Genomic DNA, 20,455 nt, shown 5'->3' with positions numbered 1-20,455 from the left:
AAAAGGAGCTACTCGCAACAATCGCTTTCGCCGCACGACGACAAATAGTCGCGATCGGCGGCAAGTTGCGGCAGCACCTCAGCGCTATCGGCGACGCACTTCAGCAGCGACTGATGAAACTTGCCGCTCGCCGGAATCAAACGGTAGTACTGCCACAGCCCCTCCTTGCGAGCCGCGACCAGGCCTGACTTTTTCAAGTAAGCCAAATGTCGCGAAGCGGTCGGCTGCGGCACGTCGAGCACGTTGACCAAATCGCAAACGCACAGCTCTCCCTTGCGCAGCAAATGCAAAATCCGCAACCTGGTCGGATCAGACAAGGCGCGAAACGCTAGCTCGGGATTTAGCGCTAGTGCGATGGTATTCATGCTTGGCTCATTACATTCGTCTAAGCGAATATAGTGTTCATGGCGGAAAAGGTCAAGGAGAGATCGCTCAAGACGGGTCATTTCTCGAGTTCGTGGCGATTCAGAATAACCAGACTGTCGCCGGTACGTGCTCCCAAATAAACATAATCGCCGCGAGCCGCCAGTCCGTACGTTCGTTTCGCCAAGGGATGGCTAAACGAGGTCACAAATCGTGGTTTTGCGGGATTGGAGATGTCGACCACCGCGACTCCATCTCCGCGGACCATCGGCAGGTAAGCCCTGTCCCCGACAACCGCACAGCGATTCGGCTCGCCCAGCCGTTCATCCACCAATTCCCCTTCGAGACTAGGCATGGTCGTATCCGAGAGTTCGGCGAGATTGATGACCGCCAGCGCATCCCATGGCCAACACGCGGCGTACATCCGGTCGCCAACGACGGTTCCAATCACCTGACTGAGATGCGGGGCGAGCACTTCCCCCACAATTCGTGGTTTCACAGGATCCTCAACGTTGACCACGACCAAGCGATTCGGATGGCCGAAAACGGTTCCTACCAGTGCATAATGCCCCTGCATCGTAACGCAATACGCGCCGTCATCGGCCGTGGTTACTTGCACGTGACTAACGACCTGAGGACGTGATTTGTCTCGTGCGTCGACAATGTACAGCCGTTTTTCCGCTTGATGAGCCATGTAACAGTACCCGTCTCGATAGGCCATCTTATAGACGGGGCCTTCACTCCCCGGTTGACCAATGCGAACCTTGCCCAGCAATTTTATCGCAGCGGAATTGGATACATCGACAATCAGGAGAAACTGGCTGTTTTGCGACGCCAGATAAGCGGTGTCTCCCTCCAAGGCGAAACCAGTTATGTGGTCCAAATCTGGGTCGCTGAACGATCCTATGATTACGGGCGCTGCGGGGTTCTTGATCGAGCAGACGGTCAAGCGACGCCCTTCCCGACAAGGCAAGTACGCAAGATCACCGCTCAAGAGGATGTCTTCTACGCCGTTCAACTGTTCGCTGTCGACCAACGTGCCCACGATCGGAGATCCCGCCAGCGACAACTCGCCGCTAGTAATCAGACTCGCGGCCGCCAAGATGGCAAGCATGACTCTGTTGAAAAGTGACAAAACTCGCTGCATTGCTCATTCCCGTGAATCCAACCCCGCGAGAAGTCGAACCCTTACCTTCTAACAGACCAAAGGGGCCGACTTTCGCTCCCTCACGCGCCGCTGCATTGCAGATCACTTGACCAGCCCGCTCGCCGATCCCGGCTCAAGATCCCGGCGATCAATCACCACCAGGCTATTGCCTTCACGCGACCCGACGAACAACAGATCGCCGCGAGCAGCGATCCCGTAGGTTTTATCCAAAAGCGGATGCGTGAACGACGACAAAAAACGAGGCTTCGACAGATCGGAAATATCGACAACGGCGACGCCATCTCCTTCCACCATCGGCAAGTAGGCGCGGTCTCCCACCACTTCGCACCGATTTGGTTTCCCCAGGCGCTCGTCAACCAGCACTGCTTCGAGAGTAGGCTTGGTCAGATTGGAGATGTTCACCACAAGAAGCGAATTGTTGTTCCAACAAACGGCGACGTATCGATCGCCGACAATCTTCCCGCTCACCTGGCAAAGATGCGGGTTCAGCAAAACCGCGGTCAACTGCGGATGCAGCGGATCTTGGATGTCGACTACCGCCAGGCGATTGTTACGGCCAAACAGCGTCCCCACCAGGGCATAATGATCTCGCAACTCGACGCTGAAAGGACCGTCATTATCCGTAGTGACTTGAATATTGCTGACGACTTTGGGCTCGGTTTTGTCGCGTACGTCGACCACGTACATCCGCTTGCCTTGTTGCAAAGCGACATAACAGTAGCCATCTCGATAGGCGACTTTGTAAAGAGCGCCAGGGCCGTCCGCCGTGCCGATCAAAACCTTTCCCAACAATTTCATCTCCGCCGGATCGGCCACATCAACGATCAACAGTTGATGATTGCTATTGGATGCGACATAGGCCGTCGTTCCATCCAAAGCGAACCCCGCCGCTTGGTCCAACGCCGGGTGCGTGAACGAACCCAAAATCTGCGGCTGGGTCGGATCTTTGATCGAGCAAACCGTGAGTCGATGCCCTTCGCGACATGGCAGATAGGCTCGATCGCCGTCGAGATAAACGTCTTCTACACCTCGCAACAACACAGGATCGACCAGCACGCCGACAAAAGGAGAAGCGGCCGAAAGAGATCCGCAATACGTCAACGCAATTCCAAAGAAGGCGACAACTAGCAAGGGAAACTTGAAATTTACAATCATGAAATGGCTTTACCGACGGTCTGTTGAAGAAGAACCCAATTGAAAGTTAAACGTGCTCTTTCCCTCTTTCACACTGGCGGACAAATTGCTGGACTGTGAAAAATGAAACTTCCTCGGGATCTTCGCCTGAATTGGAGTAAGGGGGATCCGCTTATCCAGTTCGTCTCGAGTCGAGGGGGGAGAAATGGAAACGACATATTCCCCCGGCGGAATCCCATCGCCATACTGCGAGCGGATCCGATAGTTGCCGTCGTCTGCGATCACCGCCATCGCGGCGAAACCGGTGCGCGCATTTTCAAAAGAGACGATCGCCTGGGCGACCGGCTCGTCATTCATCATGACTTGCCCGGTAACCGGGACGATCGGAATTTGATTTCCTCCCATGCAACCAGCGAACATGCAGCACAAGACGCCGCCAGCGATCCCGGAATAGATATTCTGGAGAGTAGTTCTTGAGTACATAGTGCAAGCCAAATTGGAGATGTACAGGAGGAAGTCAACGGAGCGTTCCCGTTCTGGATCATTTCTTACCGACAAACAAGGAATCGGAAGTGCAGCATCCGCTCCCCCTAGTTTTCGCTGCGGCGGCTTAGTACTCGCCGATCGTGAGACCATCATTCCGTGCGGCCAGCGGACACAGGATCCCATTTACATCAATCGTTTCCGCAAGGAAATGGGCGCTTCCGTCCGCAAACAACACCTGCGCTCCGCCGGGGTGAGCCGACTGGATCGGCGCATTGGTGCCGTATTCAACATTGCCTAAGGTGTCGGAGGTCTTCGCTTTGTAATTCACGGCATAGCGAATGGTCGAGATATTGTGCGTGTCGTTCTCAATCGTGCTCGTCCAAGTCGAGGTTCCGGGATATCCCGGGGATCCAGTCCCCATCGTAAAACCCCAGCGCCACGAATTTCGGAGATCCACTTTCGCGCCTGTTGAGTCGACGCAGAAATCGGACTGTTCGCCAACGAGCAGTGTGTTGGTCAAGCCATCGGTGATTTCTCCCATCCGAATCGACAAATTGGGAGGCATCAGCCCATTCGAGCAGACATAGCCATATTTCCCTTGGATGCAGCGATCTCCGGTTGTCGACGACACCACATCGGTTGGCGTCGCCGCTCCTGAAATCCCCATATAGTTCGACGCGCCGAAACGGGGACTAACGCTCGCTCTGCTCAGATTTTCCAAGGGACTCGAAGGGCAGATATAACCCGAGATCACCACATCCGCGAAGGCCGTTTTGGTCGTCGCAGGCGCATTGGAGGTTTGTCCCCCGCGACTCTGGACGAAAGTCCATTGATCGTACAAGGCGCGTTCTTCAATGAACGGCAACACTCCCACCATCCAAGACGATGCATACTGATAAGCGCTGCCAACCGGAAAAGCGCCAAAGGTGTCGTGGTAATTATGCAAAGCCAAGCCGAGTTGCTTCAGATTATTTGAGCAAGACATCCGCCGGGCCGCTTCGCGGGCCTGCTGCACTGCGGGTAGCAAGAGAGCGATCAACACGCCGATGATCGCAATGACCACCAGCAATTCGACCAGGGTGAACCCAGCACGAATTCGGAACGCAGAAGTCGGGACGGAACCGTTCTCGATCGATTGTCGGACATCCCCAACCAGATCTTCGGGACTTCCGTTCAAGCAAGGCGTGGAGGTATGCATTTCAAGGATTCTCTTGGCTGGTTAGAGAGCGGATAAACCATGCGTCAAAGTCGATTGCCGCTGGCTCCCTCAAACTAACTCCAAGCGAATTCTAGATCGAACAAGACTGCGTGAAGATTCGATAAAAATCCCCCGATCCAATCCCTCACCAAGCCAACAGGCCGCTTCACGAAGAACGTCTCCCGCACAAAAGCGCACAATTCTCAACAGAAAGCGTCATCCAGCGCAAAACAGAGGCGTAACGTCTTTCCTTAGACCAAGCCGTGCAAAACAGATCTCGAAGCGCTCGACTAGAAACCACCACACCGCGTTTACTTCGGCTGCACCTGGCGGCGATATTCCGATGGCGACATCCCGGTCTTCTTCCGAAACGCCGAGCTCATGTATTCGACATGCTCGAAGCCGGTGCGATCGGCGATGTCGGCCATTGAGAGTTGCGTGTCGCGCAGCAGCTGGCGGACGCGATCCAGGCGAACTTGCACCAGCGCTTCGTGCGGCGTTTTGCCGGCCGCTTCTTTGAAGCGATATTCAAGCACGCGACGCGAGAGCGGCACGACCGACAGGACGTCTTGCACGTTGACGCCGTCGCACGCGTGTTCGCGAATGAACTGCATCGCTTTGGCGATGATCGGATCATCGGTCGCCATCACGTCGGTCGATTGTCGCGTGTTGATCCCGAGCGGCGGTACGAACATCCCTTCGTCGCCGACCGCTTCGCCGTTCATCTGACGATCGAGTAAACGGGCCGCTTCGTATCCGGTGGTGCGCGTGTCAGGGATCACGCTCGACAGCGGCGGCGAGCAAAGATCGCACAGCAAGCGATCGTTATCGACGCCGATCACGGCGACCTGCTCCGGCACGGCGATCTCCAACTCGCGACAGATGTCCAACACCTGCTGTCCTTTGATATCGTAACAGGCCATCAAACCGACCGGCTTCGGCAGTTTGTGCAGCCAAGCGGCCATGCGTCGTTTTTCGCGCGTCCATGAATAAGAGTCGCTATCGCGCGGCGTCGACTCGAAGATGTGACAACGTCGCTTCGCTTGCTTCAATCGCTCGACAAAGTTTTCTTCGCGCCACTTGGACCAGTTAAAATGAGGCTCGCCGCAAAACGCGAACTCTCGGAATCCCCGCTCCAACAAATGATCGGCGGCGGTTCGGGCAATTTCGGCGTCATCCGTCTCAACCCACGGCACGCCGGGCGCCAACTGCGCGGCGCTGACATCGACGACCGGCATCTTTAGCTTTTTGACAACCGCCGCGATCTGAGGAGTCTCAATGCGGACGATCGCGCCATCTCCTTTCCAACTTTTTAGCCAGGCCGGCGGCGATGCGCCGCGTTCTTGTTCCGGCACATAAATCGACCACGGCTGATGCTCGTGAACATACGAGATGATCCCTTCCAACAGCCCCCGCGCGTACGCGTTTGACGTTTCAACCAACAGCGCGACTGTCTTGCGGCGTTTCATGGGAAAGCGGTTACTCTTTAAAGGAGCGGCGTGCTTGGCTCCATTGTAGACGAAAAGTTGTGGCGACTCTGCTCCTTATGTGAAATACCTCCGATTGTATTCGCGTTTTCTCATGGCTTTTAGCCCGGCGACCGGTCAGGTTATAAGAACGTACTGAACGCCGTCACCGCTTGGTCAGTACGCTGCGCTCTGCATGCATCTTCTCGCTCGAAGGATTATTGATGAATACGAAGCAGTTCAACGTGGTGATTGTGGGTCTCGGTTTCGGCGCCGAGTTCATCCAGATCTACAAAGCTCACCCGCAAATCAAGATGTACGGAGTTTGTCGGCGGAACGAGGCCGAGATGCACAAGATGGCCGACTTGTTCGAGATCGAGCAGCGCTATACCAGCTACGACCAAGTGCTGGCCGACCCGACGGTCGACTTTGTCCATATCAACTCGCCGATTCCCGATCACGGCTGGATGTCGCTGCAGGCGCTCGAAGCCGGCAAGCATGTGATGTGCACCGTACCAATGGCCACCACGATCGACGAATGCCGTCAAATCGTTGAGAAGGTCGCCGAAACCGGTCTGAAGTACATGATGGCCGAAACGGTCGTCTATAGCCGCGAGTTCCTCTACATCAAACAGCTCTACGACCAAGGGGAGCTGGGAGACATTCAATACATGGCCGCTTCTCATCCGCAAGACATGCAGGGATGGCCCGAGTATTGGGAGCGCATGATCCCGATGCACTATGCGACCCATGTGGTCAGTCCCGTATTAGGCCTAATGAATAGCCGCGCCGAATACGTGAGCTGTTTCGGCTCTGGCGTTATCTCGCCGGAACTGGCCGAAAAGTCAGGCAACCAATACGCCGTAGAAACCTGCCATATCAAGCTGAAAGATAGTCCCGTCGCCGCCCATGTCTGGCGATTTCTGTTTGACACGGCGCGGCAATATCGCGAAAGCTTCGATGTCTACGGCACCAAGCAGAGCTTTGAGTGGGCGCTGATCGAAGGGGAAGAACATGTACTGCATACGGCGAAAAAGCCAGAGCACGAAATCGCCCAACGAATCACGGTGCCTGACTTCGCCCAGCGACTGCCGGCCGAGATTCAAAAATTCACGCGCGCGATTCAGGATGTCGAGCACTTGTCGTTCATCCAAGGCGCCGGACACGGCGGTTCGCATCCGCACTTGGCCAACGAATTTGCCTGTGCGCTGGCCGAAGATCGCGATCCCTGGCCCAACGCCGTGATCAGCGCCAACTGGACCTGCGTCGGTTTGTGCGCCCACCAATCGACCAAACAGGGGGGCGAGATCGTTCGCTTGCCTGACTTCACGCTCGCCTAATGCGCGTGCGTGCCGAGAGAGACCGTAGATTCTATTCGCATACCCAAACGCTCGTCACCGCTAGGACGAGCGCGCTGGCCGGAGTTTCGCCGTGATTCGTTTGCTCGCCGCCGCAGCCGTGCTGTTCGCTTTCGTCGCCAACTCGCTTGCCCAAACGGCGAACGAAGCGCCGATTCGGATTCTCTTTCTCGGCGACCAAGGACATCACCACCCTGCCGATCGCGCCGCTCAGTTGATTCCAGCGATGAAAGAGCGCGGCGTCGATATCGAATACACGGAAGACATCACGGCGCTGAACAAAGATCGGCTGAAGCAATACGACGGCTTGATGATCTACGCCAACGCCGAGAAGATCTCGGCCGACCAAGAAGCGGCGCTGTTGGATTACGTCGCCCAGGGAGGCGGTCTGATTCCGCTGCACTGCGCCACGTACTGTTTTCTCAACTCGCCGGCCTATGTTGACCTGGTGGGCGGACAGTTCTCGAAGCATGGAGGCGAAGTCTTCAGCACCGTTATCGCCGAGCCCGCTCATCCTCTCATGCAAGGCTTTCACGGTTTTCAAAGTTGGGACGAAACCTACATCCACCATCGCCACAACGATCGCAATCGCATCGTGCTGGAGTATCGCCTTCAAGGGGGTCAGGCCGAGGGACAAACGCGTGAACCTTGGACCTGGATTCGCACGCAAGGCGCCGGCCGCGTCTTCTATACCGCGTGGGGACATGACGCACGGACCTGGAGCAACCCCGGATTCTTGAATCTGGTCGAACGAGGAATTCGCTGGGCGACCAAACATGACGTGAGCGTCGTGGATGATTTCTATGATAAGTCGCGGTTCGATCCGCCGGCGATGAGCCAAGTTCCGGCCGACGCCGCCAAGTTTGCCTACATCGACGTGGGCGCCAAGATCCCCAACTACACGCCGAGTGACAAATGGGGAGTGCAAGCCGCGCCGCTCACCGTCATGCAGGCGCCGCTACCCGCTAACAAATCGCTAACGCACATGGTCCATCCGGTCGAATTCTCGATTGACGTCTACGCGGCCGATCCAGAATTGGGCGGAAAACCGATCGCGATGAACTGGGACGAACAAGGGCGACTCTGGATCTGCGAAACGCTCGACTATCCGAACGAACTGCAGCCGAACAATCGCGGCCGCGATCGGATTCGCATTTGCGAAGACACCACCGGCGACGGTCGTGCTGACAAGTTCACGATCTTCGCCGAAGAGCTGAGCATTCCGACCACAATCTTGCCCTATCGCGGCGGCGCTGTCGTGCAGAACGGAACGGAGACCCTATTCCTGAAAGACACCGACGGCGACGGCAAAGCCGATGTCCGTAAACCGTTGATCACCAACTGGACCTTGGGCGATACGCACGGCGGCGTCAGCAACTTCCACTATGGTCTCGACAACTGGATCTGGGGAATGCAGGGGTACAACGACTCGGCGCCGATGATCAACGGCCAGAAGCAGCCGAACTTTCGGATGGGCTTTTTTCGCTTTCGCCTAGACGATCAAGATCCGCCGAATGTAACCGACCTGGAGTTCGTCCGTTCGACCGACAACAACACATGGGGACTCGGCATCAGCGAAGAAGGACTCATCTTCGGCTCGACCGCCAATCGCAATCCCAGCGTCTATATGCCGATCGCCAACCGCTACTATGAGACGGTTCGCGGCTGGGGGCCAAGTCGACTCGGCTCAATCGCCGACACCTACCTATTCAAACCGATTTCTGACAAGGTTCGCCAGGTCGATCAACATGGGGGCTACACCGCCGGCGCCGGCCATGATCTGTACACCGCTCGCGTCTACCCGCAGCAGTGGTGGAACAAAACGGCCTTTGTTTGCGGACCGACCGGCAAGCTGATCGGGACGTTTGTATTGACTCCGGATGGCTCTGACTTCCACTCGACCAGCCCGATCAACCTGGTCGCTAGCGATGACGAATGGACGGCGCCGATCGCCGCGCAGGTCGGTCCAGACGGCAACGTGTGGTTCCTGGATTGGTACAACTACGTCGTGCAGCATAATCCAACTCCGCATGGTTTTAAAACCGGCAAAGGCGCCGCCTACGAATCCGATCTGCGTGACAAAAAACATGGTCGCATTTACCGCGTCGTCTATGACCACGCGAACCCAGACGCGAACCCGGCGATCCATCTGCAAGAAGCCGACGCCGCCGCTTTGCTATCAGGCTTAAAGCACCCGAACATGCAATGGCGACTGCATGCTCAACGTCTGTTGATCGATCGCGGAAAGCGGGACGTCGTGCCGCAGTTGATTCAGATGACCCTCGATCCGCTGACCGATGCGATCGGCCTGAACACTGGAGCGATTCACGCGTTGTGGACATTGCAAGGACTGGGCGTGTTCGCCGATCCGCAGCAAACGGCCGCTCATAGCGCGGCGGTCAAGGCGCTCACCCATCGCTCGGCTGGGGTACGACGCAACGCGTTGGCGGTCTTGCCGCCGACCGCTGCTTCGACAGCCGCGATTCTCGCGAGCGGAACGCTGCAAGATGGCGACGCCCAAGTTCGCCTGGCGGCGCTGTTGGCTTTGGCCGATATGCCTGCCCACAAAGCCGCAGGCGCCGCGATCGCCAAGTTGACGACCGAAGCCAAGTTGATGAACGATCGTTGGCTGCCGGATGCATTGACGGCGGCGGCGGCAAAGCATGCCGACGCTTTTCTGCTGCAGCTCGCAGGAAGCGCCGAAGCGCCGGACAAACGCGTCCTGGGAATGACGATAATCGTCGCCGAACATCTGGCTCGCGGCAAGTTGGACGCTGGCCAGCTTGATTCGCTCTTGGCCGGCCTTGAAGCGGCCGATCCCGCGATCGTCGGTGCGATCATCCATGGTCTCAACGCAGGTTGGCCGCGCGACTTCAAGATCGATGCGACTTCCGCCACCACTTCGGTCGCCGGCGCCGTGGTCGAAAAAGCGCCGATCGCCACCAAGGCGGCGCTGATTCATCTGGCCGGCAACTGGAACGGAGTCGACCTGCGATCGTACGCCAATCAAGTCGCGGATCAATTGCTGGAAATCGTGGAAGATGAAGACGCCAGCGAGGACGCGCGGATCTTGGCGGCACGGCAGGTCGTGGAGTTTCTCGCCGATAGCATGCGACCGGTGGACGTGATCCTGGAAATCGTCGGCCCCCACGCAACGCCCAAATTGAACGAGGGACTCCTCTCCGCGCTCGCGGCCAGCACCGCCACAGCGACCGGAGAAGCGCTGGCCGAAAGCGCCGGCACGATGACCCCAGCGACGCGCGACGCGGCGATTCGCGTCCTGCTGTCGCGTGCTTCGACCACCGTTGATCTGGTCAACGCGTTGGAATCAGGCGCGCTGGCGCTGAACGATCTGAAGCTCGATCAACGTCAGGCGCTGGCCGATCATCCTGACGCCCAGCTTCGCCAGCGCGCTCGCAGATTATTGGCGATGGGCGGAGGACTTCCCAACGCCGATCGCGACACGGTGCTGCAGGATCTGCTGGCGATCACCCAAGTCAAAGGCCATCCGAAAAACGGCCTAGAGCTGTTCAAAAAGCATTGCGCCAAATGCCACAAGCATAGCGGCGAAGGGGGCGATGTCGGCCCCGACCTGACCGGCATGGCGGTTCACCCGAAAGCCGAACTGTTGACCAACATTATCGATCCGAGCCGGAGCGTCGAAGGCAACTTTCGCACCTACAAAGTGCTGACGATCGACGGCAAATTGCTGACCGGAATGCTGGCCGGCGAATCGCGCACTGCAATCGAAATCATCGACGCCGAAGCGAAGAAGCATCAGTTGTCGCGGGAAGATATCGAAGAGCTGGTCGCGTCACGCAAGTCGCTGATGCCGGATGGGTTTGAAAAACAGATGTCCCGCGAAGAACTGACCGACCTGTTGGAGTTTTTGACCAACAAAGGAAAGTTTGTCCCGCTGGCGCTCGATCGCGTCGCGACCATCACCAGCAACCAGGGTATGTTCTACAGCGCCGATAGTCCCAGCGAGATGCTGCGTCTATCCGACTGGTCCCCCAAAACGATCGAAGGGATCCCGTTCGTACTCGTTAATCCGACCGGCGACAAACCAAATGTCGTCATGCTGAAGAGCAAAAAAGGCCCCATCCCGGCGACCATGCCGCAGTCCGTCACGTTGCCGCTGCACGCGCCGGCTCAAGCGATTCACCTACTGAGCGGAATCAGCGGTTGGGGCGCGCCATTCGACAACAACCAGACGACGGTGATGACCATCCGACTGCATTACGCCGATGGTCAAATCGAAGAAGTCCCCCTGAAAAACGGGCTCCACTTCGCCGACTATGTCCGCCGAGTCGATGTGCCTAACTCACAGTTCGCCTTCGCTTTCAGCGGCGGACAACAGATGCGGTACCTCAAGTTTAAGCCTAAGCGCACGGCGGAGATCGCCGAGGTCGAGCTATTCAAGGGACCGCATCCTAGTGCGCCGATCGTGATGGCGATCACGGCGGAGCAGCCGGATGGGAAGGGGGAATAATTAGGGAACCACCGTAGGCCGAGGGGCGAACCGAGGGAATGCGGACAGCCATCGGCGAACGGTCAAGATTTGCACTTGAGCGAATATCATTGGAGTCTTGACCGATGGTTCAGTCTCCATTCCCTCGACTCGCGCCTCAGGTTACGGTTACAGGAAACCGGATCTTGCCGTTCAATCGCTCCTCATTTCCCCACTCCGCAGCCGCTGCAAATAATACTGCACCCCCGGCACAAAGAAGCACAACGACGCGATCACGCCGTAGATTAGATGCGCGTAGAGCGGAAAGATCGCCATTGGCAGCGCCGTCAAAAACAGCACGCCGGCTTGGATGTAAAACCAGCCGGTGAGGATTCCTCCTTTGATCAAAAAGAGCATCCCCAGGATCACGGCCAGGATCGGCGAGAGTTCGACCGGTTGCATCCCCATCAGCGCTTCGATGGGGAACAGCGACACCACGCCGATCATCCCGGCGCCCCAGACGTGGGCGATCTGTCTTTCGACAAACGTGACCGGCCCCATGCGCCGCCGCATTCCCCAAAAGATGATCGCCCAGGCGCCGGCGATCACGGTCCAAATGAAAATATAATGCCAGCGAGTTTCGTCGCCGATCAATTGCAGGCCAAAGGTAGCCAGCGACATCGCGAGCAAGACCAAGCTATGCCAGATCCAGAGCAGCCCCCAGTTCTCCAGCACCTGAGCGTGATGCGTTTCACGAAACAGTCGCGAGACGATTTGCCCAAATCGCCCACTGCGAGCCGAGATCGATTCGTCATGTAGATAGGCGTTCAAGTCTCGCGCCAGCGCATCGGCGCTGCCGTATCGCAGGTCAATCGGTTTTTGTAAACAGCGCAGCGCGATCATTTCTAAATCGCGATCTACCTTCGGATAAATCTCGCGCGGGAGCGGCGGATCTTGCTCCAGCACCTTCAAGACGACATCGACCGGCGAATCACCTTGAAAAGGGGGCCGACCGGTCAGCATCGCGTAGAGGATGGTTCCCAAGCTATAGACGTCGCTCACCGGACCGATGCGACCTCGATTTCCGGCCGCTTGCTCCGGCGCCATGTAGGTGGGCGTGCCGAGGATCGCGCCGGTGCGGGTCAGATCAATACCGTCGGTCGTACGCTTCGCCAAACCAAAGTCGGTGACGAGCGGCCGGCCGATTTCATCCAGCAGGATATTGGAAGGCTTCAAGTCGCGATGCAGCACGCCTTGCTGATGGGCGCAGTGGACGGCGTCGGCGACTTGCTTTAGCAGCAAGGCCGCATCACGCGGCGCCATCGGCCCGCGGGCAATTCGGTCTGAGAGCGTCTCTCCCTGCACAAACTTCATCGTGAAGTAGCAGCGGCGATCGAACTCGCCCACTTCGTAGATCGGCACGATCGAGGGATGCTCGATGCGCGCGGCCGCTTCCGCTTCGCTGCGAAAGCGGGCCTGATCTTCGAGCGACGCCAAGCGATCGCGCAAAACCATCTTTACCGCGACGATGCGATCCAAACTTTTTTGCCGCGCGCGATAGACGATTCCCATCCCGCCGCGACCGATCTCCTCTAGCAGGTGATAGTCGCCAAAATCAGCAGGCAAACTCAGCGGCGACAAATTGCCGCTGGACGAGCCGGTGATGCTTTGCGTGATGGCCTGATCGCTGCGAACTTGCGTCGCCACCGCGTCGGCCAGCATCACGGCGCCCCACAGCTCGCGCAGATCGCTGGCCAAGTCGGGGTGCGACTCGGCGACCAGATCAAGATCAACATGTTGCCCGGCTTGCACCTGAGAGGTGAGCTGATCGATCAATGCGGCAAGTCGCTCGTCGCGTTGGTCAGCGTCTTCGGTCATACGTCGTTCACTCGTCGGTCGGTTCGCCCAAAAGCACGCGCAGGCGCCGCAAAGCGCGCAAGTAACGCATGCTGGCCGCTGCGGCTGACAGTTCTAGCGCCGCGGCGACTTCCTGGTTCGAGAGTTGCTCAAAATGCCGCATCACCACCACTTCGCGGTCGACATCCTCTAACTGGGCGATCGCCTGTTCAAAACGAGCTTGCAGCTCATGCATGGTCGCAGCGGCGGCCGGGGTCAGTTCGCGGTCGCAGATCTGGGCGATGATGTTGATCGACGATTGGTCGACGTTCAGCGGCGCCGCGATATTTTGCTCTAAATCGACGCTGCGCTTTTGCGACGCGCGATGTCGACGATGCGCGTCAATGATGCGATCGTGGGCCAGATGTCGCAGCCACAAATGGAACGGCATTTTGGGGTTGTCCATGTAGTCGGCCAAGCGGCGATTCGCTTCGACCAGCACATCTTGGACAACATCGCTGGCGTCGACTCGACGGCGAATCTTTCGATCCAACCGCATCTCGACCATCCGCCGCAGCGAGTCGCGATGCCGCTCGAGCAGCTTATCGCGCGCGGCGGAGTCGCCCCCTTTGGCGTCCAAGATCAGTTGTTCCGTTTTATCGGCGGTGGGCCACATACGTTTGTTTATCGTCTGAGCTAAAGAAGAACGGCAAGCAGTCTGACCGACTGGATCCTTACGGAGCGCCCGGCTGACGCATGTGTAGTAGCGGAAACGGACGTCCCGACGAGTCCAGTTCGGACCGATCATAGGTGACAAATCCTTGCGCTTCGTAGAAACGACACGCCTGCGGATTTTGCTCATTGACGTCGACGGCCAGGGGCCCCTTTTGCTTTTGGGCGAATTCGATCAATCTCTTGCCCCCTCCCCGACGTAAATGTTCCGGCGCGAGAAATAGCGCTTCTACCCGGTGAGCGTCGAGCCCCATGAAACCGAGCGGACTCTGATCCTCGTCGATCCATACCCATAGCTCTAGCCCAGGCAACGCTTGATCGCGAACGATGGGGAGAAAGAATTGGATGTCTTCTTCCGTTAGAAAAGCGTGCGTATGACGTACGGAACGTAGCCATACGTCGAGCAGCTTCTCGTGATCCCCCGGGACTGCGGCCCTAATTTTCAAGCGATTCTCCCTATCCGTACCGACGACGCCCGGCTTTTAATTATCGTCAAGGATGGGGGTAAACCGCAAGAATGTCAGCGTTTCTGGTCAAACAAGGGGTATTTCTCGACCAGAATTGGTCACTGGCTGGCGATTTCGGTCAAAATCGTTGAAAATCGTCTCCGCGGCGAAATCTTGTCGCACTCAGCAGTCGTCTAACAGGGTGAAGGGCGAAACGTGGCGAAGCTCGGACAAGGCAACAAAACTCGGACCTGCCGGAAACAGCAGGAATCGTTGGAGGACGTGTTCGCGCGCCTTCACGGCGAGTTGCTGGGCGCCTTGTACCACCTCCTAGGCAATATGGAGGATGCTCGCGACGCACTTCAAGACTCCTTCATCAAATGCTGGCGGCACCAAGACAAATTACCCGAAATTGAAAATGTGCGAGCCTGGATTTTCCGAATTGCGATCAACACCGGTCGCGATCATCGTGAAAGCGCCTGGCGCCGCAAGCGCCAGCACCTGGTCGCCGAAGAAGAAACGGTCATCAGCCCGCATGCGTCCGTCGAAAGTAAAGCGGAGCATGCTGAGCAGATCGATCGAATGCGGCTTGCCGTGATGCAACTGCGTGACGAAGAACGGGAAGTGTTCCTGCTTCGTCAGAATGGTGACATGACCTACGACGAAATCGCCGTGGCGCTGGATATTCCCTCCGGCACGGTCAAAACACGCATGCGAATGGCGCTCGAAAAACTGCGCACGATCCTGGCCCCTAGCAAGGCCGACGCACCGCACTAACTGATAACTCCGCCCCCTCCCCCCGACTACTGCTCAAGGAAACTCGCCCACCCGCGTTTACCACGTAAAGTTCGATGACCGATCACGACGAAATCCGACAACAATTGCTCGAGCTGATTTACGGCTTGCTCCCCGCTGACGAAGCGTCACGGTTGGCGGGTCGTATCGGTCGCGATCCGGAACTAGCCCGAACCTATGCCGAGGTGAAAGAGCAAACCGATTTGTTGGGATCGGCCGTTCGCCTGACCGAAGTTCCCCTGCCCGACTTCGCCGCTTGGAAGAAACAGGCGCAGGAAGCAGAGCGGGTGGAACGTTCCCGAGCGATGCAGGGTTTTGTCCGCGGCTTGCAAGTTTTGACCGCGCTGGCGGCGTCGGTTTTGATTCTCGCAAGCGGCGCGGCGGTCTTCTTTACGACTACGGCGGAGCTGGCGCAAGCTCCCACCGCTTTCCATTCGGCGCCCACCAAAGTTCGCGTTGCGGCGGCCGGCGCCGAAGCTTCGCCCCCGGCGATTGAACTGGAAGTCTCTGGCCCGCGCGTCCTTAGCAGCGAAGTCGCCAACCGCTTCGCCATCTCGGTTCGTAACGAAGCGGCGCCTCAGGAAGAGACCGAGATTTCTTACAACTTCAAATCGCCGCAAGGCGAAACAATCGCCGCCGGCAAGCAACAAGCGGTCAACGGCCTGGCGCGGATCGCGCTGCCGGCCGACAAAGCTCGCGCGGACCTGAAACTGCAAGTCACCGCGCAGCAGGGACGCGAATTGGCCGAAGTCGAATCTCCGCAACTAGCCAGCGCACCGCCGAAGACGGTCACGTCCCTTTCGCTCGATCGTCCGCTGGTCCGCGCCGGCGACACGATCCGCTGGCGCAGCAACACGCTGACCAGTCAAACGCAACTGCCGGTCGATGGATCGGTCGGGTTTGAGATTTTCGATCCCAATCAACAACCTGTTTCTGGTTTTGTCGAGCAGGGAGAGACGCGTCAGGGGGTCGCCGCCAGCATGTGGTCGCTTCCCACCGACATCATCGCCGGCAACTATTCGCTGATCGCCAAAAACGGGGACGGAATCGCCGACGTGACGCGGTTCCAGGTCGATCCGATCGCGCCGCCGGTCTGGAACGCGCGACTCGACTTCGCCCAAGACTGGTTCAGCCCTGGGGAAGAAGTCTCGGCGTCGCTTCAATTGAATTCGCAATCGGGTCAGCCGTTGGCCAATCAAAAGCTGCAGATGCGGCAGATCGTCCAAGGAAGTTTTGTCGCCGCGCCGCAAGAGATCGAAACGTCGGCCGAAGGCTTGGCGACGGTCAAGTTGCAGTTGACCGGCAGCGTTGACCCTCGCGTCTCGCAACATCTTTACTTCTCGAACGCCGATCAAAGCTGGGCCTTCGCTTCGCCGATTCCGCTCGAGCCCCAAGCGGTCGATGTCCTCTTCTGTCCCGAAGGGGGAACGCTGGTCGCTGGACTCAGCAATCGCGTTTACTTCCATGCGACCGACGCCAACGGCAAACCGGTCGAACTGCAAGGCGCCGTCGTCAACAGTCGTGACGAAGTGGTCGCTACGGCGAAGACCGAATATCGTGGTCGCGGCCGGTTTGATTTCATTCCGCTGCCCCAGCAAAACTATCGTCTGACCGCCGCGTTGGGCGATAACCGAATTGAAGCCGATTTGCCGGCCATCAGTGAGACGGCCCTCGCGACGATCAAAGTGGCGGCTCCGGTCGTCGACGCCGATCAGCCGCTTGAAGTCGAAGTGGTCAGTCGCGACGCCGATCAGCGGTATGGTCTGGCCTATTACAACAACGGCGCCTTGGTTACGCAGCAATTCTTCGCCGTTCCGCAAACGCTCAAATCGACGCGCGTTCGCTTGGACGTGCCGCCCGAAATCGCCGGGGCCGGCCAAGTGACGCTCTATGCGGCGAGCGAGTTCGGACAAATCACGCCGCTGGCCGAACGGATGGTCTTCCGCCGACCGGCGCAGCACCTCACGATCGAAACGCCCAATTTGCAGCAAGACTATGCGGCCAATGATCAGGTGAGCATCGACGTCGTCACCAAAGACGAAACGGGTCAGCCGACGCTCGCCGCCCTGGGAATCGCCGTCGTTAATGAAAACGCTTTCACTCACACGACGCAAGCTTCGCCGACGCTGGTCGCGGCGCAGCTGTTGACCAAGCGACTGCAACGCCCTGAAGAACTGCAAGATCCGCAAGCGTTGATGAGCAGCGACGCAGAAGCCGAACGGGAACTCGACTTCATCTTGGCGACCGACGGCTGGCGACAATTTATCAAAGCCGGTAGCAACAGCGACTACGGCAACGAGTACTCGCAAGAGCTCGCTTATGGCCGCCAAGCGGTGCCAACCGAAGAGCTGGAGCGAATTGAGGAGATGCTCCCCCATGACTTCGGTAACAGCGCTGCTTTCGACGCGGAACCGCCGATCTTGATCCTCAAGAATCGCATCTCATCTTCCGTCGTCCCGTCCTCGTCGACGGCATCAGCTCCCGTGACTTCAGCCATGGCCGGTTCCGGTTTCTCCATGACGCCGTGGCTGCTTGGCGCGGCGATCACCACGATGCTTGGCCTGATCGGACTGGCGCTGCTCCATTCGGCTGGCTCCCCTTGGTTCTGGGGACCGGCGATCGTGATTTCTTCTCTGGCGGCGATCTTGATCGGAGTGATGGCGGCGCCAACAACCGTCGGCTCCTCTGCGATCCGTAATCCGCTCGCGATGCGTGAACCGACCGTCTCTGCACCGACCGCCCGTCCCGAATCGTCCATGCCTAACGATATGGGCGCGGAGATGAACGACGGCCTGATGCAGCCCGGCAAGGCCGGGCGAGAAGAATCGGTTGCAGCAATGGAATTGTCGGCCATGGATGTCGATCGCGTCCAGATGCAACGTCAGCCGCTTTCCGCAGAGCCCGGTGATGTCGTTTCCCCATCATCGGCCCTGCCGCTCTCCGACAATTTGCAGCCGATGGCGGCTGGCTCCCAGCAAGAAGAACAGCGCAAGCTGGCCGAATCCAAACCGCCTGGCAGCGCCGCCAAAGCGGCGCCGATGTTGAAAACGACGCCAGAAAATCGCGCCAGCGAAAAGCCGAGCGCTATGCGAGCGGCCGGCGACGAAGCGGCGGCCAAAAAGGAAGCCGGCGATGCCCCCGCCGCGCCCTCAACCTTGCTGAACTCAGCGATGTCAGAACCAACGCCCCCGGCGACGCCCAAGGGAAACGCTCTGGAGCGGAGCCAAATCGGCAATCGCCCGCAATCTCGCTATTCGTTCTCGGACCAAAAAGGCAAGTCGCAACTTGGCCAATTGCAGCAGCGGCGTGACAACATGTCCACGATGCAACGCGAAGACGACCTCCTGTTACGAAATCAAACGCTCGGCACGACCGAATACGGACTTCGCCAGGCCGAGTCGCAGCATGGATTCAAACAATCGGCGGCCGCAGCGCAACAAGCGCAACCAATGCAACTCCCCAGTGCTGGATTTGGCGGCGGAGCGCCTCAAGCTAACGCAGGCTTCGCTCCTGCTCAGCCCGCCGCAGAAGCGGCCCCCAACCAACCCCCGACGCAGCGGTTGATGTTGTCGCGCGGCGCAGCACAACGGGACCGGACCTTGGGCGACGACGCCCAACCCAGTGCCGACGCCAACGACAAACGAACCGAGAAGTCGACGAAAGATTTCTACTATCGCGCTTACGCTTACGGCGAATCCGAGAAGAAAGACGTCGGCGGCGATCGGAACAACCAAGCGGCGCCGGAAACGATTTACTGGGCTCCGCTTGTTCAGACCGACTCCAGCGGCCAGGCGACCCTTAGCTTTCAATTGCCGCCGACTCCCGGCAAGTATCGCATCACGATCGACGCGTTGGGCGAAGGCCGGCTCGGCTCGGTCCGTCACAGCTTCTCGACCCGTCCGGTCTCCAACAGCGCGACTCCGCCAGCGTCGAAAAAGGCGAGCAAGTAGGTTATTGGATCGCCTGAGAGCTAGGCTTGGTCACGGTGGCGGCGGTCGCAGCTTTCATTCGCTCTTGCTCAGGCGGAAGTTTTTTCGTGTAGCCATGTGCTTGGAACCACTCCCAGGCGTCGCTGATCGATGTCCTCGCCGGTCGGCAGTGATAGCCTAATTCTTCTTCGGCTCGACGGCTTGAATAATAGTGATAGACGCCTGACATCTTCATTGCGGCCGAATTGACCGTTCCCTCGGTCCCCGTGAGCTTGCTCCAGACGTCTCCGACCAGTCCCGCGCCCAACACCATCAACGGCCCCATCCGGCAAATCGGCTTGGGGATTTTGGCGACCTCGGCGAATAGCTTCCAAAGTTCCAAGTAGGTCATGTTCTCGCCGCCCAGAATATAGTTCGCGCCGCGACGACCTTTTTCACTGGCCAATAAGATACCTTCGGCCACATCCCGTACGTCGCAAACGGTGGTGCCGCCGCGCGGCGCTAACGGCGGTTTCCCCTTGGCCACTTCGATCAGCATTCGTCCGCTCGACGGCTTCCAATCCCAAGGCCCCAACATAAAGCCTGGATTGACGATCACCGCGTCGAGACCGAGGTCTACCTGGCGGCGAACTTCCGCTTCTCCGGCGGTCTTGGTCACCACATACGGAATCGGCGGATTATAGACTTGTCTCGTATCTTCATCGGCCAACTTATCGCGTAGTCCTGCGCCCAACGTATCGACGCTCGAAACATGCACCATCTTGGCGCCGGCTTCGCGCGCCACGATCGCAATACTTTGCGTTCCGCCCACGTTGACCTCTTCGGCAGCCTCTTTGCCGGTCCAACCGATATGGACGTAGCCAGCGCAGTGGATCACCAGATCAACGCCGCGCACCGCGGCTCGCAGGCTGTCGCGATCACAGATGTCTCCGGCGACGATCTCCAAATCAAGATCATCGATCGGCACAGTCGAACGCTCGGAGCGAACCACCACGCGCACCTTTCGTCCGTCGCCCAATAGGCGTCTGACGACATTATTGCCGACCAGACCGGTCGCACCGGTAACGAGAACGGTCAAAGTGATGTCTCCAGGA

The 20,455-nt window shown here is 58.3% G+C and carries 14 protein-coding genes; 4 read left to right on the top strand and 10 right to left on the bottom strand.

Annotated features, from left to right (window positions below):
• Window positions 1-8 precede the first annotated feature (8 nt).
• The 6 genes from DSM3645_RS02810 to DSM3645_RS02785 all read right to left on the bottom strand — a co-directional run bounded on the left by DSM3645_RS02810 (window position 9) and on the right by DSM3645_RS02785 (window position 5,818).
• Window positions 9-365, bottom strand: a complete 357-nt coding sequence (locus DSM3645_RS02810) for an ArsR/SmtB family transcription factor (protein ID WP_002650498.1) — start codon at window positions 363-365, stop codon at window positions 9-11.
• A 77-nt stretch (window positions 366-442) separates the two neighbouring features.
• On the bottom strand, window positions 443-1,477 hold the full coding sequence (locus DSM3645_RS02805; protein WP_002650497.1) for an LVIVD repeat-containing protein: 1,035 nt from the start codon (window positions 1,475-1,477) through the stop codon (window positions 443-445).
• A gap of 135 nt (window positions 1,478-1,612) precedes the next feature.
• Complete coding sequence (locus tag DSM3645_RS02800; RefSeq protein ID WP_002650496.1) at window positions 1,613-2,686, bottom strand: LVIVD repeat-containing protein; 1,074 nt, start codon at window positions 2,684-2,686, stop codon at window positions 1,613-1,615.
• A 9-nt stretch (window positions 2,687-2,695) separates the two neighbouring features.
• Window positions 2,696-3,148, bottom strand: coding sequence for a carboxypeptidase-like regulatory domain-containing protein (locus tag DSM3645_RS02795; protein ID WP_131282156.1), 453 nt, complete (start codon window positions 3,146-3,148; stop codon window positions 2,696-2,698).
• A gap of 127 nt (window positions 3,149-3,275) precedes the next feature.
• A complete protein-coding gene (locus DSM3645_RS02790; protein ID WP_002650494.1) occupies window positions 3,276-4,349 on the bottom strand; it encodes a DUF1559 domain-containing protein in 1,074 nt (357 codons plus the stop codon).
• 311 nt (window positions 4,350-4,660) lie between these two features.
• Complete coding sequence (locus DSM3645_RS02785) at window positions 4,661-5,818, bottom strand: AraC family transcriptional regulator (protein WP_002650493.1); 1,158 nt, start codon at window positions 5,816-5,818, stop codon at window positions 4,661-4,663.
• 221 nt (window positions 5,819-6,039) lie between these two features.
• Here DSM3645_RS02785 and DSM3645_RS02780 point away from each other — a divergent pair, with 221 nt between their 5' ends.
• Entirely contained in the window at window positions 6,040-7,155 is a 1,116-nt protein-coding gene (locus tag DSM3645_RS02780; protein WP_002650492.1) for a Gfo/Idh/MocA family protein, read from the top strand.
• 91 nt (window positions 7,156-7,246) lie between these two features.
• The gene (locus DSM3645_RS02775; protein ID WP_002650491.1) at window positions 7,247-11,665 is read left to right on the top strand and encodes a PVC-type heme-binding CxxCH protein; all 4,419 of its coding nucleotides are present in this window, start codon (window positions 7,247-7,249) and stop codon (window positions 11,663-11,665) included.
• A 171-nt stretch (window positions 11,666-11,836) separates the two neighbouring features.
• On the opposite strand, the gene DSM3645_RS02770 is transcribed toward DSM3645_RS02775, so the two are convergent.
• The 3 genes from DSM3645_RS02770 to DSM3645_RS02760 are packed head-to-tail and all read right to left on the bottom strand — an operon-like array spanning window position 11,837 to window position 14,637.
• A complete protein-coding gene (locus DSM3645_RS02770) occupies window positions 11,837-13,501 on the bottom strand; it encodes a serine/threonine-protein kinase (protein ID WP_002650490.1) in 1,665 nt (554 codons plus the stop codon).
• Between the two features lie 7 nt (window positions 13,502-13,508).
• A complete protein-coding gene (locus DSM3645_RS02765; RefSeq protein WP_002650489.1) occupies window positions 13,509-14,135 on the bottom strand; it encodes a sigma-70 family RNA polymerase sigma factor in 627 nt (208 codons plus the stop codon).
• A 58-nt stretch (window positions 14,136-14,193) separates the two neighbouring features.
• Window positions 14,194-14,637, bottom strand: a complete 444-nt coding sequence (locus DSM3645_RS02760) for a GNAT family N-acetyltransferase (protein WP_040351559.1) — start codon at window positions 14,635-14,637, stop codon at window positions 14,194-14,196.
• A gap of 216 nt (window positions 14,638-14,853) precedes the next feature.
• On the opposite strand from DSM3645_RS02760, the gene DSM3645_RS02755 reads away from it, so the two are divergent.
• Together DSM3645_RS02755 and DSM3645_RS02750 are read left to right on the top strand one after the other, a co-directional pair.
• Window positions 14,854-15,414 carry an RNA polymerase sigma factor gene (locus DSM3645_RS02755; protein ID WP_002650487.1) on the top strand — a complete coding sequence of 187 codons (561 nt, stop codon included), beginning with the start codon at window positions 14,854-14,856 and terminating at the stop codon, window positions 15,412-15,414.
• Window positions 15,415-15,488: 74 nt separating this feature from the next.
• Window positions 15,489-19,382 (top strand): hypothetical protein, encoded by a 3,894-nt coding sequence (locus DSM3645_RS02750; RefSeq protein WP_002650486.1) that lies wholly within the window; start codon window positions 15,489-15,491, stop codon window positions 19,380-19,382.
• Window position 19,383: 1 nt separating this feature from the next.
• Here DSM3645_RS02750 and DSM3645_RS02745 read toward each other — a convergent pair whose 3' ends face one another.
• Window positions 19,384-20,439 carry an NAD-dependent epimerase/dehydratase family protein gene (locus DSM3645_RS02745; RefSeq protein ID WP_002650485.1) on the bottom strand — a complete coding sequence of 352 codons (1,056 nt, stop codon included), beginning with the start codon at window positions 20,437-20,439 and terminating at the stop codon, window positions 19,384-19,386.
• Window positions 20,440-20,455: the final 16 nt, after the last annotated feature.

Origin of the sequence: Blastopirellula marina DSM 3645 (genome assembly GCF_000153105.1) — a bacterium.
Taxonomy (GTDB): domain Bacteria; phylum Planctomycetota; class Planctomycetia; order Pirellulales; family Pirellulaceae; genus Blastopirellula; species Blastopirellula marina.
Note: the sequence above shows the minus strand (reverse complement) of the source record. Positions and strands in the feature narration are given on the sequence as shown.